We start from the raw sequence: 14,352 nt of genomic DNA, 5'->3' as shown, positions 1-14,352 counted from the left end.
TTCCGGATCCGGGGCGAACCCCGGCAGGTCGTGCGCTCAGTGCGAGCGGCCGCCTTGGCGCAGCTTGCGCGCCGCGACGGCTTGCGCCGCCAGCATGGCCAGCTCGGCTTCGACAACCGCGATGTCGGCCTTGTCCTTGGCATTGGCCAGGGCCTCTTCGGCGCGCTTGCGCGCTTCCAGGGCACGGGCCTCGTCCAGGTCGGCGGCGCGGATGGCCGTGTCGGCCAGGACCGTCACGCTGCCCGGCTGCACTTCCAGAATGCCCCCGGCGACGAAGATGTTCTCCTCGCCTTGGTCGGCACGGACGATCTTGACCGTCCCGGGGCGTACGCGCGAGATCAGCGGGGTGTGGCCGGGCAGGATGCCCAGCTCACCCGCCTCGCCAGGCAGCACCACGAACTTCGCCTCACCGGAGAAGATCGCTTCCTCTGCGCTGACGACATCCACATGCAGGGTAGCCATATCGGTTCCTTATTGCAGTTTCTTGGCCTTCTCGAAGGCCTCGTCGATCGAGCCGACCATGTAGAAGGCCTGTTCCGGCAGCGCATCGCACTCGCCGTTCACGATCATCTTGAAACCACGGATGGTTTCGGCCAGCGGCACGTACTTGCCGGGCGAACCGGTGAACACTTCGGCCACGTGGAACGGCTGCGACAGGAAACGCTGGATCTTGCGGGCGCGGGCCACGGCCTGCTTGTCTTCCGGCGACAGTTCGTCCATGCCCAGAATCGCGATGATGTCGCGCAGTTCCTTGTAGCGCTGCAGCGTCTGCTGCACGCCACGGGCCACGGCGTAGTGCTCTTCGCCGACGACTTGCGGGTCGAGCTGGCGGCTGGACGAATCCAGCGGGTCCACGGCCGGGTAGATACCCAGGGCGGCGATGTCACGCGACAGCACGACGGTCGAGTCCAAGTGCTGGAAGGTGGTGGCGGGCGACGGGTCGGTCAAGTCGTCAGCGGGCACGTACACGGCCTGGATCGAGGTGATCGAGCCGGTCTTGGTGGACGTGATGCGCTCTTGCAGCTTGCCCATTTCCTCGGCCAGCGTGGGCTGGTAGCCCACCGCCGACGGCATACGGCCCAGCAGTGCCGACACTTCGGTACCGGCCAGGGTGTAGCGGTAGATGTTGTCCACGAAGAACAGGATGTCGCGGCCTTCGTCGCGGAACTTCTCGGCCATGGTCAGGCCGGTCAGCGCCACGCGCAGACGGTTGCCCGGGGGTTCGTTCATCTGACCGAACACCATGGCGACCTTGTCCAGAACGTTCGACTCTTCCATTTCGTGGTAGAAGTCGTTGCCTTCACGGGTACGCTCACCCACGCCGGCGAACACCGACAAGCCGCTGTGCTGCTTGGCGATGTTGTTGATCAGTTCCATCATGTTGACGGTCTTGCCCACGCCGGCGCCGCCGAACAGGCCGACCTTGCCGCCCTTGGCGAACGGGCACACCAGGTCGATAACCTTGATGCCGGTTTCCAGCAGTTCCACCGACGGCGAGAGCTCGTCGAAACGGGGAGCCGGCTGGTGGATGCCACGCTTTTCGTCGTGCTGGATTTCGCCAGCTTCGTCGATCGGGCGGCCCAGCACGTCCATGATGCGGCCGAGCGTGCCGGTGCCGACCGGCACCGAGATCGGGGCGCCGGTGCCGGCGACCTTCATGCCGCGGCGCAGGCCGTCGCTGGAGCCCAGGGCGATGGTACGCACCACGCCGTCACCCAGCTGTTGCTGCACTTCCAGCGTCAGACCCTTTTCGGCGAACGAGGAACCCTCGTCGACCAGAGTAAGCGCTTCGTAGATCTTGGGCATTTGATCGCGGGGGAACTGAATATCCACCACGGCGCCGATGCACTGAACGATGGTTCCGTTGCTCATGTCGATTCCTTGCTTGATAGCTTTTGACGGGATGCTGCCTGCCTCAGACGGCGGCAGCGCCCCCTACGATTTCCGAAATTTCCTTGGTGATCGCGGCCTGGCGGGTCTTGTTGTAGACCAGCTGCAGATCGCCGATGACCTTCTTGGCGTTGTCCGACGCCGCCTTCATGGCGACCATCCGGGCCGACTGCTCCGAAGCCATGTTCTCGGCCACGGCTTGGTACAGCAGGCCTTCCACGTAACGCTGCAGCAGGTCGTCGATCACGCTACGAGCGTCGGGTTCGTAGATGTAATCCCAGCTGTAATCCGATTTCACTTCCGAAGTCTTGGCCAGGCTTTCGGCGCCCGTCTGGTACGGATCTTCCAAACCGCTGGCCAGGGGCAGCAGACGCAGGAACAGCGGCTCCTGCTTCATCGTGTTGACGAAGCGGGTCGAAGCCACGTACAGCGCGTCGATGCGGCCTTCCAGGTAGGCGTCCAGCTGCACCTTGATCGCGCCCAGCAGGCGATCCAGTTGCGGCTTGTCGCCCAGTTGCACTTCCTGGGAAACCAGCTTGGCGCCGATACGGGACAGCACGCCCACGCCCTTGTTACCGAAAGCGGTCGCTTGAACGGCGATGCCGTTTTTCTCGAACTCTTTCAGCTTCGACAGCACCACGCGGGTGATGTTGGTGTTCAAGCCGCCGCACAGACCCTTGTCCGTCGTCACCATGACCACGCCGACCGCCTTGACTTCGCGCTCGACCAGGTACGGGTGGCTGTACTCGGGGTTGGCCTGCATCAGGTGCGCGGCGATCTCGCGCACCTTGGTGGCGTACGGACGGCCCGCGCGCATCCGCTCCTGCGCCTTGCGCATCTTGGATGCGGCGACCATTTCCATCGCCTTGGTGATCTTGCGCGTGTTTTGCACGCTCTTGATCTTGGTTCGGATTTCCTTAATTCCGGGCATTGCGCTTTCCTGTGAAGACTGGCCGATGGGTTGGCGCTTGCGCCTCAACCATCCGATAAGGATGGGTGAGGCGCAGCTGACGCCTAACCCATCACTTTCTTAAAAAGCACCGTGCTTCTTGAATTCCTGGATGGCGGCGGCGAGTTCGCCTTCGTCGTCCTTGGACAGTTCCTTGGTGTCTTCGACGCGCTGGATCAGGGCGGCGTGCTTGGCCTTGAGCTGGTCCTTGAGCGCCTTTTCGAACGACAGCACCTGGGCCACGTCCACATCATCCAGGTAGCCGTTGTTGACCGTGTACAGCGTGACGGCCAGTTCCCACACCTGCAGCGGCTGGTATTGCGGCTGCTTGAGCAGTTCGACCACGCGCTTGCCGCGCTCGAGCTGGCGACGGGTGGCGTCGTCCAGGTCCGAGGCGAACTGCGCGAAGGCGGCCAGTTCACGGTACTGCGCCAGGTCGGTACGGATACCGCCGGACAGCTTCTTGACGACCTTGGTCTGGGCGGCGCCGCCCACGCGCGACACCGAGATACCGGCGTTGATGGCGGGACGCACACCAGCGTTGAACAGGTCGGTTTCCAGGAAGATCTGACCGTCGGTGATCGAGATCACGTTGGTCGGAACGAAGGCCGACACGTCGCCCGCCTGGGTTTCGATGATCGGCAGCGCGGTCAGCGAGCCGGTCTTGCCCTTGACGGCGCCATCGGTGAACTTCTCGACGTAGTCTTCGTTCACGCGGGCGGCACGTTCCAGCAGGCGCGAGTGCAGGTAGAACACGTCGCCCGGGTAGGCTTCGCGGCCCGGCGGACGGCGCAGCAGCAGCGAGACCTGGCGGTAGGCCCAGGCTTGCTTGGTCAGGTCGTCATAGACGATCAGGGCGTCTTCGCCACGATCGCGGAAGTATTCGCCCATCGTGCAGCCGGCGTAGGCGGCCAGGTACTGCATGGCGGCGGAGTCCGAAGCCGAGGCGGCCACGACGATGGTGTATTCCATCGCGCCGTGCTCTTCCAGCTTGCGCACCACGTTGTTGATCGTCGAAGCCTTCTGGCCGATGGCGACGTACACGCAGGTGACGCCCTTGCCCTTCTGGCTGATGATGGTGTCGACGGCCACGGCGGTCTTGCCGGTCTGGCGGTCGCCAATGATCAGTTCGCGCTGGCCGCGGCCGATGGGAACCATCGAGTCGATAGCCTTGATGCCGGTTTGCAGCGGCTGCGACACCGAGCGGCGGGCGATAACGCCGGGGGCCACTTTTTCGATGATGTCGGTGGCCTTGGCGTTCACGGGGCCCTTGCCGTCGATCGGCTCGCCCAGCGTGTTGACCACGCGGCCTTTCAGCTCGGGGCCGACCGGCACTTCCAGAATGCGGCCGGTCGTCTTGACCGCGTCGCCTTCGGACACGCCGGTGTAGTCACCGAGAATAACGGCGCCGACGGAATCACGCTCGAGGTTGAGCGCCAGACCGAAGACGTTGTTGGGGAATTCGAGCATTTCGCCCTGCATCACGTCGGACAGGCCGTGGATGCGGGTAATACCGTCGGTCACGGACACGACGGTGCCCTGAGTACGGACATCAGCCGAAGCGCCCAGGCCCTCGATGCGGCTCTTGAGCAGTTCGCTGATCTCGGAGGGATTGAGTTGCATATTGACTCCTGGAATCCTGTTAGTGCTGCCTTTAAGCGGCGAGCGTATCGCGCATGCGGGCCAATTGGGCTTGTACGGAAGTATCGAGCACCTGGTCCCCGACGGCCACGCGCACGCCGCCGATCAACGACTGGTCGACGGTGACGACGGGCTTGAGCTTCAGGCCGAATTTCTTCTCGAGGGCGGCGACCAGTTCTTGGACCTGGGCGTCGCTCAGCTCGAACGCGCTGGTGATTTCCGCCTGCGCCGTGCCGTCGTGACGGTTCCGCAGCACCACGAATTGCGTGGCGATCTCGGGCAGCAGCAGCAACCGGTCGTTTTCGACCAGCAGCTCGATGAAATTGCGGGCGGCCTGGGGCAGTTCGGCCTTCACCAGGCCGGTGAACAGCTCGACGCGCTGCTTGTCACCCAGACGCGGATCGGCCATGGCCTCGCGCACGTCGGGGTTGGAGGCGACCTGCGACAGCTCGCTGACCAGGTCGGCCCAAGCCTGCAGGCCCGCCTTGTCGTCGCGCGCGGCGGCGAACAGGGCTTCGGCGTACGGCCTGGCAACAGTGGAAAGTTCAGCCATGACGGTCCCGGATTAAAGCTGCGCGCGAAGCTGGTTCAGCAGCTCGGCGTGGGCGCGGGCGTCAACCTCGCGCTTGAGGATCTGCTCAGCACCCTTGACGGCCAGCGCGGCGACGTCGTCGCGCAGCGAATCACGGGCGCGCTGGACTTCCTGCGCGGCATCCTGTGCAGCTTGCGCCACGATGCGGGCACGCTCGGCTTCCGCTTCACGGCGGGCCTGCTCGATCAGGGAGGCGGCTTGCTTCTCGGCCTCGATGATGCGGGCGTGGTTTTCGGACTTGGCAGAAGCCTCGATCAGACTGACACGCGCCTGGGCCTGGGCCAGATCGGCCTTGCCCTTCTCCGCGGCGGCAAGGCCGTCGGCGATTTTTTGGCGGCGCTCGTCCATCGCCTTCGTCAGAGGAGGCCACACGAATTTCATCGTGAACCAGCCCAGAACGAAGAACACGAGCATCTGGAAAATGATCGTCGCGTTCAGATTCACGGTCGTTCCTTTAACACCTTGCGGCTCCGACGGCGCCCGGGACGGGCAACGCGGAGCACTCGATACTTTGCCGGCCGGCGACGGGGCTCAAGCCCGCATCGCCGCCAGCGTCATGACCCGCCTTTTCGCCGGCGGGCGTGCCTTAGCCGACGAACGGGTTGGCGAAGGCGAACAGCATGGCGATACCCACGCCGATCAGGAATGCCGCGTCGATCAGGCCAGCCAGCAGGAACATCTTGGTTTGCAGAGCGTTCATCAGTTCAGGCTGACGAGCCGAAGCTTCCAGGTATTTGCCGCCCATCAGTGCGATGCCGATGCAAGCGCCGATAGCGCCCAGACCGATGATAAGACCGCAAGCGAGAGCAACGAAAGCGACGTTGGTCATGACAACTCCTTGGTTAGAAATCTGAAGTCAAAAAATAAAAAGATTGGGGTACTGCTCAATGCAAGATGATCTTGCTATCCAGCGCCGGCCGGGTGGCCGGCGCCGGAAATTCGGGGGATCAGTGGCCTTCGTGCGCCTGGCCGAGGTACACCAGGGTCAGCATCATGAAGATGAAGGCCTGGAGCAACACGATCAGGATGTGGAAGATGGCCCAGATCGAGCCGGCCAGCACGTGGCCGATTCCCAAGCCGATGCTGGCGCCGTTGAAACCGGTCCAGGCACCGCCCAGCAGGGCGATCAGCATGAAAATCAATTCGCCGGCGAACATGTTGCCGAACAACCGCATGCCCAGCGACACGGACTTGGCGGCGTATTCGATCAGGTTCAGCAGCAGGTTGAACGGAGCCAGGACGAGCGCGCCCAGGCCATGCGCATGGAACGGCGCGGTGAACAGTTCCTTGACGAAGCCGCCCGGGTGCTTGATCTTGATGCCGTAGTAGAACATCAGCAGCAGCACGCCCAGCGACATGCCCATCGGCACGTTCAGGTCGGCCGTCGGCAGCACGCGGTGGTAGTAGAGGGGGTCGCCGTGGTGCGCGCCCAGGCCGGTCAGGCGCCAGATCGACGGCATCAGGTCGACGGGCAGCAGGTCCAGCGCGTTCATCAGGATGATCCAGAGGAACACGGTGAGGGCGAGCGGAGCGATGAAGAGGCGGCTCTTGGCATTGTGGACGATGCCCTTGGCCTGGTCGTCGACCATGTCGACGATCATTTCCACGAAGGCCTGGAAGCGGCCCGGAACGCCGGCGGTCGCGCGGCGGGCGGCGCGCCACAGGAAGAAGATGACGATCAGGCCCGTCAGGCCGGACCAGAACAACGAGTCGTAGTTGATGATGTCAAACTGAGCAATTGCAGTCTGTTTTTCGCCCGTATTGTTCAGGTGCACCAGGTGGTGCTGAATATAAGCGGACTGAGGCGACACGTCGCTGGCAGCAGCCATTTGAATCCTACCCTATTTGCTATATGCCCGAGCCCTTGCGAGCCGGACGATTCCACGATTCCGTTTGCCGTAACCTACCCGGCAGCGCTATGACAACTTGCGGAACATCAAAAGCAGGAGATATCCCTTCAGGGTGAGTATCAGACCCAGCAGCGCGGCGGGCCAGACGAGGCTGCCCTGCGCCACACGCGAAAGCAGCCACAACAGCAAGGCCGTTGCGAACAGCTTGATCAACTCACCAGAGAGAAAGGTAAAGGGACTGGCTTTACCGGCCCGAACACTGACAGCCAGGCGCAATGCGAACAACGCATTGGGTATGAAATACGCTCCTGCCCCCGCCAGCGCCGACCAACCTGCCGCCGCCCCTCCGACAACCCCCGCTATTACTGCTGCTGCGAGCCCCATGGCGCCTTGCGCCGCCAGTGCCAACAGGAGACCGCGGCCCGCCTGAGCATTCAGCGCCGCGCGATCCGCGTCACTGAGAACCAGCACCCGGTCCACCGGATCCTGACCCGCCAGAACCTGGCGTGCCTCGCCCTGTTGCGCAACGGGCTGGTTCATTCCACAGGACTCGTCCCGGGCCTTTCCACCCCAACCGCGCGCAGGTTCGTGCCGCACTGTGTTCTGCTGCATCAAACTTCCCCGCCTAAAGCCGTCGTACTAAAAGCCGTCTCAGTAGCCACGATCACTAGCAGCCACGCATGCATTACCAGCCGCGCACACTAGCCGTCCTACAGCCTTCATACGAGCCTTGCCCCTGTCAGAACCGGCGAAATCATCGCCCTGTGTTCTTATCCCGCAAGCGTCAAACCCGCAGAGTATAGCGTGTTTTTTTTTACCCGAGCAAATGAACTTTAGGGGGTTTGTAAGGCGACAACAGGCCCGGCCGGACCGCGCGTCGCGACGGAAATTGGGGACGTGAATGACGCCGGCCAACGCGCCAAAGCGCGGGCGCTCGGGACAAGAAAAAGCGGCTCCCGCAGGAGCCGCGCGGAGCTGCCCGGCCGGTGGCGCCCACACGCCGCCCGGCCGCGCGCAGCGCGTCAGTCTTCCTTGACCGGCGGCGGCGCCCACAGCCCGTCCAGCGCCACGTCCTGCGGCCAGTACAGGCGCATGCTGAGCAGGAACGGGCCATCGGCGGCCGGCGTGGCCAGCCAGTTGGAACGCTTGCGCTCGCCCGGATCGCGGCGCTGGATGTAGATGTCGAGCGAACCGTCGGCGTTGTACTTCAGGTCGTCGGTACTGCGCAGCGCGTAGCGATTGGCGGGGTTGTCCGGGAAGCCGTGCTTGTCGTTATAGACATGCAGCGACCAGAAGGCATTGGCCGGCGGCAGCTGGCCCTTCTCGAAGTGCAGCACGTAGTCTTCGTTCGAGTTGAGCGCGCGGCCCTTGTTGTCGGCCACCGTGACCGGATAGAGCACGTCTTCCGGCGTCGGCGCGCCCAGGCCGGCGTAGGCGATGGCGGCGCGGCGCGTGTAGTCGGTGCCGTAGGTGCCGATGCCGGTGAGCACGGTGTTCCAGCCATTGATCGGCGTGGCCAGGCGCGACACGCCGTCGGCGATGCGGCGGCCGGCCAGCGGCTGCGCGTCGGCCAGGGCCTGCTGCACGGTGGGGCTCAGGCGCCCATACGAAAACGGCTGGCGGCTATCCAGGCCGATGCGGCGCATGCGATCGAGCATGGGCGTGTCATTGGCATGCGGCGGGTTGTTGCGCAGCACGTCGAAGAACAAGGTGAAGAACGACGCGGCGTCCATGCTGGCGGCCTGCTCGGCCGGCGTACCTTCTGGCAGGTTCACCGGCATCGGCATGGGCACGTCGCTGCCGATCGGGGCCGAGCCGACGCCCGGGCCGGTCTGCGGATAAGGCGAGGCGCTGCCGGCGCCACGATGACGGCCGGGCGCCGCCGCCGCCACCATCGGACTGGCCGTCATGTTGGCCTGGATCTGGTTGACCCCGGCGTAGTCCTGCGGACCGCTGGTCTGGGTCCAGCCGATCAGCCAGCCGGTCGAGGTCGGGCTGTGGATCACGTCCATGCCCGGCGGCAGCGCGCCCTGCCAGTTCGGGCCGACGATGGCGAACGACTGGGCGCCGGGGCCGTTGGTGCGCGTGCCACGCGAGGCGAACACGTCGCTCCACATGTCCAGCGCCGACAGCACCGTGTAGCGCTTGCCGGTATCCGGCAAGCGCACGATCAGCGGCGCGCGCGACACGTCGAACCACAGGCTGGAATACAGCGCGTCGGCGCTGGGCCACGGCGTATCGGCGGCGCGCGGGTCGGGGAACGCGGCCTTGTGGCCGAACTGGTTCATCGGCGCCTTGCCATCCAGGGGCGACTGCACGGCGGTGGCCTTGCGGCGCGCCAGTTCCATCAGCACCATGGGATAGGCGTAGACGTACGCATCGATCGCGGTGTCGCGCAATTCCTGCGCGCTCATCTGCGGCGCGGGCGCGGCGGCGGCGGGATACGGCGTTTCGGACACCAGCCGCAGCGTCGACCGCGGCGCTTGGGCTTGCGTAGCGGTCACGAAGCAGACGCTCAGCGCGCCCGCGAGCGCGGCGGCGGACCACCGGCGATTGAAGGGGGAAGTACGCATGCAAGGCTCCTTGTTGCTATTGTTTGCAGACGAGCCGCCGCGCATGAGGCTTACCAGTTCGGGCAAGCCTCTCTGGCGCGGCACCTCGTTTTCAGAGTGACGCCTTTTCAGGATAGGGCCGATCCCTGCAACAAGGTGCTGTCCAAAAGTTTCAAGGCGCAACGCCCGCGCGGAATCGCGCAGCCATGAAAAACGCGCCCGGGGTGGGCGCGTGTCGGAAACAGGGCGTCGAACGCGGATGCCCTGAACCTGGCATGCCCGGCCCGGGGGGCCGGAACGGGCGTAACAGGAATTAACGGTGTTTGAAGTCGGGTTTGCGTTTTTCGGTGAAGGCGGCCATGCCCTCCTTCTGGTCCTCGGTGGCGAACAGGGAATGGAACACGCGGCGCTCGAACAGCAGGCCTTCGTTGAGCGAACCCTCGAAGGCGCGGTTGACGCATTCCTTGGCCATCATGACCGACGGCAGCGACATCGACGCGATCACGGTGGCCGCGTCCATGGCTTCTTCCATCAGCTTGTCGGCCGCAACGACGCGCGACACCAGGCCGGCGCGCTCGGCTTCCTCGGCGCCCATCATGCGGGCGGTCAGGGCCAGGTCCATGGCCTTGGCCTTGCCCACCGCGCGCGGCAGGCGCTGCGTGCCGCCGGCGCCGGGGATGACGCCCAGCTTGATTTCCGGCTGGCCGAACTTGGCGGTGTCGGCGGCGATGATGATGTCGCACATCATGGCCAGTTCGCAGCCGCCGCCCAGGGCGTAGCCGGCGACCGCGGCGATCACGGGCTTGCGGATGCGCTTGAGGGTTTCCCAGTTGCGGGTGATGTATTCGCTGCCGTACACGTCCATGTACGACCAGTCTTTCATGGCGCCGATGTCGGCGCCCGCGGCAAAGGCCTTTTCACTGCCGGTGATGACCACGGCGCCGATGTCCGCGTCCGCCTCGAAAGCCAGCAGCGCCGCCCCGAGTTCGTTCATCAGTTGATCGTTGAGCGCGTTGAGCGCCTTGGGGCGGTTCAGCGTCAGCAGACCGACGCGGCCGCGGGTTTCGACCAGCACAAACGACTCGCTCATTACCTGTCTCCAGAGGATGGGATGAAATAAGATATACGCATGGAAAAAACCGATGCTTTCCCCATACTTTACCGCCTCGCGCCCCACGACCCCGCGGGGCACCGCTACCGGATAACCCTAACCGTCCAGGCGCCCTCGCCGGACGGCCAGCGCCTGTCGCTGCCGGCCTGGATTCCGGGCAGCTACCTGATCCGCGATTTTTCGCGCCAGATCGAGTCGCTGACGGCCCATGCGGGCAGCCGCCGCGTGCCTGTCGACAAAATAGACAATCACACCTGGCAGGCCGCGCCTTGCGACGGCCCGTTGCGGGTGGAGTACACGGTGTATGCCTGGGACCTGTCGGTGCGCGGCGCGCACCTGGACGAAACCCACGGCTTCTTCAACGGCACCAGCGTGTTCCTGCGGGTGCATGGGCAGGACCACCTGCCCTGCCTGGTGGACCTGGCGCCGCCGCGCGGCATCGATGGCTGGAAGGTCTACACCAGCCTGCCCGAGGCCCGCGGCCACAAGGGCGCGGCGCGCCGCCATGGCTTCGGCCTGTACCTGGCGCCGGACTACGACGCGCTGATCGATCATCCCGTTGAAATGGGCACGCCGCAGGTGGCGAGCTTCACGGCGCATGGCGCCGAGCATGAACTGGTGTTCACGGGCGTGGCGCCCAACCTGGACCTGGCCCGCATCACCGACGACGTGCGCAGGATCTGCGAAACGCAGATCGCCTTCTTCGAACCGCGCGGCAGGCGCGCGCCGTTCCTGGACAGCAGCGATCGCTATGTCTTCATGACCATGGTGACGGGCGACGGCTACGGCGGCCTGGAGCACCGCGCCAGCACGGCGCTGATGACGGCGCGCAAGGACCTGCCGGTGCTGGGCCAGCAGGGCCAGGGCGAAGGCTATCGCGGTTTCCTGGGACTGGTCAGCCACGAGTATTTCCACACCTGGAACGTCAAGCGCATCAAGCCGCAGGCGTTCGTTCCCTACGACCTGGCGCAGCCGGACCTGACGCGGCTGTTGTGGGTGTTCGAGGGGTTCACGTCCTACTACGACGATCTGCTGCTGCTGCGTTCCAACGTGATCACGCAGAACGATTACCTGCGCCTGCTGGCCAAGACCATCACCAGCGTGGCGCGCACGCCGGGTCGCCACAAGCAGTCGGTGGCGGAAAGTTCGTTCGACGCGTGGACGCGCTATTACAAGCAGGACGAGAATTCGCCCAATGCGCTGGTCAGCTATTACACCAAGGGCGCGCTGGTGGCGCTGGGGCTGGACCTGCTGATCCGCCAGGAGTCGGCGGGCGCGCATTCGCTGGACGATGTGATGCGGCTGTTGTGGCAGCGGTATGGGCGCGATTTCTATCGCGGCAAGGCGCAGGGGTTGGCGGAGGATGGCCTGCCGGCGCTGATCAAGGAGGCGACCGGGGTGGATGCGCGGCGCTTCATCGCGCGGCATGCCTATGGGACGGCGGATGTGCCGCTGGCGGAGCTGCTGGCCGCTCAAGGCGTCAAGCTGCAATGGAAAGCCTCGGTCAATATTCCTTCGCTGGATGTGCGCACGCGCAAGCAGGGGGATTCACTGGTGCTGGCGACCGTGCTGGAAGGCGGCGCCGGGCACAGGGGCGGGCTGTCGGCCGGGGATGTGCTGGTGGCGATCGATGGCTTGAAGGTCGAAGGGGCCTCCGGTGTGGAGGTGCTGCTGGGACAGTACCGGGCGGGGGATCGCGTGAGCGTGCATGTGTTCAGGCGGGATGAATTGCGGGTGTTTCAGGTTCGATTGAGTGGGCCTGAGGCGTTGGATTGTGTGTTGTCGGTTGGGTGAGTATTTTTTTTAGGGCCTTCTTTATTGGAAGGCCCTTTTTGCATTGGGGCGGTGGGGTTCTTTAGGCGCGTTGAGACTTAACTGCCGTTGCTGGGGTGGGCTGTTTGCTTGGCGTTTTTGCCGTCTAGGTGTGGGGTGGGGAGGGTCTTGCGGGGCCCGCCGCAAGGCGGCCGCGCGGGCGGCCTTTTGCGGCTTACGCGGTGTCTTGCGATTTGTGATGACGCTCTCGCGTGTGCGTCAGTTCAACTTCGCGCCGGAGACTTCGACGGCTTGTTTCCAGGTGCCGAGTTCCTTGTTGATGTGGTCGGCGAAGGCGGCGGGGGTGGAGCCTACGGTTTCGTAGCCGTAGCTATTCAGTTGGGCCTTCAGGTCGGGGGTGTTGATGGCGGCGGCGATGGCGGTGCTGAGGGTATCGAGGATGGCGGACGGCGTGTTGGCGGGGGCCAGGATGCCGTACCAGCCGTTGACGACGAAGCCGGGGACGGCTTCGGCGACGGTGGGGACGTTGGGCAGCAAGGGGGAGCGGTGTTCGCCGGTGACGGCCAGGGCCTTGAGCTTGCCGGACTGCACTTGGGGGAGCGAGGTGGAGATGCTGTCGAACATCAGCGAGACCTCGCCGCCCAGCAACGCGACGACAGCAGGGCCGCTGCCTTTGTAGGGAACGTGCAGCATGTCGGTGCCGGTGCGGTGCTTGAACATTTCGGCGGCCAGGTGGCTGGTGTTGCCGTTGCCGGCGGAGGCGAAGCTGAGCTTGCCGGGGTGCTGCCTGGCGTAGGCGATGAGTTCGGAGATGCTGTTCGCCGGCGTGGACAGCGGCGCCGAGACCAGCATGGGCAGGGTCGCGACCAGCGAGACCGGGGCGAAGTCGCGCCGGGTGTCGTAGGGCAGCGAGGGATAGAGGCTGGGGTTGATGGTGTGGGCGGCCAGGACCATCAGCAGGGTGTAGCCGTCGGGCCTGGCGCGGGCCAACTGGGCCGAGGCGATGGCGCCGCCGGCGCCCGGCTTGTACTCCAGCACCACGGGCTGGTTCCACTTCTTTTGCAAGGCCGCGCCCAGCGGGCGGGCCAGCATGTCGGCGCTGCCGCCGGGCGGGTACGGGATCAGCAGCGTAATCGGCTTGTCGGGATAGGCGCCGGCGGGTGCTGCCGCCGCGGGCTGTGCGCGGACGGTGGTCGCCGCGGCAAACAACAGGCTGGCGGTTGCCAGGACGGCTAGGACGGGGCGGTGCATGGCGGACTCCGGGATGGCTCGGACAGGGCGGGTTGCCTCAGCCCCTGACGTAGCGCGGCGCGCCGGCGGCATCGAGCGCGATGACCGATGGCGTGTCGGTAAACCGCAGGGGCGCTTCGGTGGCGGCCTGCAGCGCCTCGGCGCTGACGCCTTGCAGCATGGCGTGCACGCGCAGGCCGGCGGACGTGACGTCGATCACGGCCAGGTCGGTGTAGATGCGCGTGACCACGCCGGCGCCGGTAAGCGGGTAGCGGCATTGGCGCAGGATCTTGGGCGCGCCGTCGCGGCCGCGGTGTTCCATCATGGCCAGCACCTGGCGCGCGCCGACGGCCAGGTCCATGGCGCCGCCCACGGCGGGAATGGCGTCGGCGGCATCGGTTTTCCAGTTGGCCAGGTCGCCGCGTTCCGACACCTGGAAGGCGCCGAGCACGGCGTAGTCCAGGTGGCCGCCGCGCATCATGGCGAACGACACGGTGTGTTCGGTGATGGACGCGCCCGGCAGCAGGGTGATGGGTTGGCGGCTGGCGTTGATGAGGTCCGGATCGACGGCGTCGCCGGCCGCGGCGGGCCCCATGCCGGTGATGCCGTTCTCGCTGTGCAAGAGGATGTCTTTGTCGGGCGGCAGGTAGTCGCCGACCAGGGTCGGCATGCCGATGCCGAGGTTGACCACCGAGCCATCCGGGATGTCGCCGGCCAGCAATTGCGCGACCTGCTGGCGGGTCATGGGCGTGATCGTCGGCATT

The 14,352-nt window shown here is 65.3% G+C and carries 14 protein-coding genes; 1 reads left to right on the top strand and 13 read right to left on the bottom strand.

Going from position 1 to position 14,352, the window contains the following annotated elements; translation table 11 throughout:
* Window positions 1–36 precede the first annotated feature (36 nt).
* The 11 genes from ACUTAG_RS16545 to ACUTAG_RS16495 form a co-directional block, all read right to left on the bottom strand.
* Window positions 37–462 carry a F0F1 ATP synthase subunit epsilon gene (locus ACUTAG_RS16545; protein ID WP_020925456.1) on the bottom strand — a complete coding sequence of 142 codons (426 nt, stop codon included), beginning with the start codon at window positions 460–462 and terminating at the stop codon, window positions 37–39.
* 9 nt (window positions 463–471) lie between these two features.
* Complete coding sequence (atpD, locus tag ACUTAG_RS16540) at window positions 472–1,872, bottom strand: F0F1 ATP synthase subunit beta (RefSeq protein WP_024067547.1); 1,401 nt, start codon at window positions 1,870–1,872, stop codon at window positions 472–474.
* Between the two features lie 43 nt (window positions 1,873–1,915).
* A complete protein-coding gene (atpG, locus tag ACUTAG_RS16535) occupies window positions 1,916–2,821 on the bottom strand; it encodes a F0F1 ATP synthase subunit gamma (RefSeq protein ID WP_006386767.1) in 906 nt (301 codons plus the stop codon).
* A gap of 99 nt (window positions 2,822–2,920) precedes the next feature.
* Window positions 2,921–4,462 carry a F0F1 ATP synthase subunit alpha gene (gene atpA / locus ACUTAG_RS16530; protein ID WP_006386766.1) on the bottom strand — a complete coding sequence of 514 codons (1,542 nt, stop codon included), beginning with the start codon at window positions 4,460–4,462 and terminating at the stop codon, window positions 2,921–2,923.
* Window positions 4,463–4,493: 31 nt separating this feature from the next.
* Complete coding sequence (locus ACUTAG_RS16525; RefSeq protein ID WP_006386765.1) at window positions 4,494–5,033, bottom strand: F0F1 ATP synthase subunit delta; 540 nt, start codon at window positions 5,031–5,033, stop codon at window positions 4,494–4,496.
* 12 nt (window positions 5,034–5,045) lie between these two features.
* Window positions 5,046–5,516: a F0F1 ATP synthase subunit B gene (locus ACUTAG_RS16520; RefSeq protein WP_006227275.1), complete on the bottom strand. Its 471-nt coding sequence runs from the start codon at window positions 5,514–5,516 to the stop codon at window positions 5,046–5,048.
* Between the two features lie 142 nt (window positions 5,517–5,658).
* The gene (atpE, locus tag ACUTAG_RS16515) at window positions 5,659–5,901 is read right to left on the bottom strand and encodes a F0F1 ATP synthase subunit C (RefSeq protein ID WP_003815363.1); all 243 of its coding nucleotides are present in this window, start codon (window positions 5,899–5,901) and stop codon (window positions 5,659–5,661) included.
* A 118-nt stretch (window positions 5,902–6,019) separates the two neighbouring features.
* A complete protein-coding gene (gene atpB / locus ACUTAG_RS16510) occupies window positions 6,020–6,901 on the bottom strand; it encodes a F0F1 ATP synthase subunit A (RefSeq protein WP_006386764.1) in 882 nt (293 codons plus the stop codon).
* An 87-nt stretch (window positions 6,902–6,988) separates the two neighbouring features.
* Entirely contained in the window at window positions 6,989–7,402 is a 414-nt protein-coding gene (locus ACUTAG_RS16505) for an ATP synthase subunit I (protein ID WP_392388250.1), read from the bottom strand.
* A gap of 542 nt (window positions 7,403–7,944) precedes the next feature.
* Complete coding sequence (locus tag ACUTAG_RS16500) at window positions 7,945–9,495, bottom strand: DUF1254 domain-containing protein (protein WP_026385147.1); 1,551 nt, start codon at window positions 9,493–9,495, stop codon at window positions 7,945–7,947.
* 292 nt (window positions 9,496–9,787) lie between these two features.
* Window positions 9,788–10,564 (bottom strand): enoyl-CoA hydratase, encoded by a 777-nt coding sequence (locus tag ACUTAG_RS16495; RefSeq protein ID WP_006386761.1) that lies wholly within the window; start codon window positions 10,562–10,564, stop codon window positions 9,788–9,790.
* Between the two features lie 39 nt (window positions 10,565–10,603).
* On the opposite strand from ACUTAG_RS16495, the gene ACUTAG_RS16490 reads away from it, so the two are divergent.
* The gene (locus ACUTAG_RS16490) at window positions 10,604–12,379 is read left to right on the top strand and encodes a M61 family metallopeptidase (RefSeq protein WP_148317700.1); all 1,776 of its coding nucleotides are present in this window, start codon (window positions 10,604–10,606) and stop codon (window positions 12,377–12,379) included.
* Window positions 12,380–12,616: 237 nt separating this feature from the next.
* On the opposite strand, the gene ACUTAG_RS16485 is transcribed toward ACUTAG_RS16490, so the two are convergent.
* Window positions 12,617–13,609, bottom strand: coding sequence for a tripartite tricarboxylate transporter substrate binding protein (locus ACUTAG_RS16485; protein ID WP_148317702.1), 993 nt, complete (start codon window positions 13,607–13,609; stop codon window positions 12,617–12,619).
* Between the two features lie 37 nt (window positions 13,610–13,646).
* Window positions 13,647–14,351 carry a 3-oxoacid CoA-transferase subunit B gene (locus ACUTAG_RS16480; RefSeq protein ID WP_006386758.1) on the bottom strand — a complete coding sequence of 235 codons (705 nt, stop codon included), beginning with the start codon at window positions 14,349–14,351 and terminating at the stop codon, window positions 13,647–13,649.
* Between the last annotated feature and the right edge of the window lies 1 nt (window position 14,352).

Source organism: Achromobacter sp. CSND-B12 (assembly GCF_052906545.1).
This window is presented reverse-complemented; position numbering and strand designations above follow the sequence as displayed.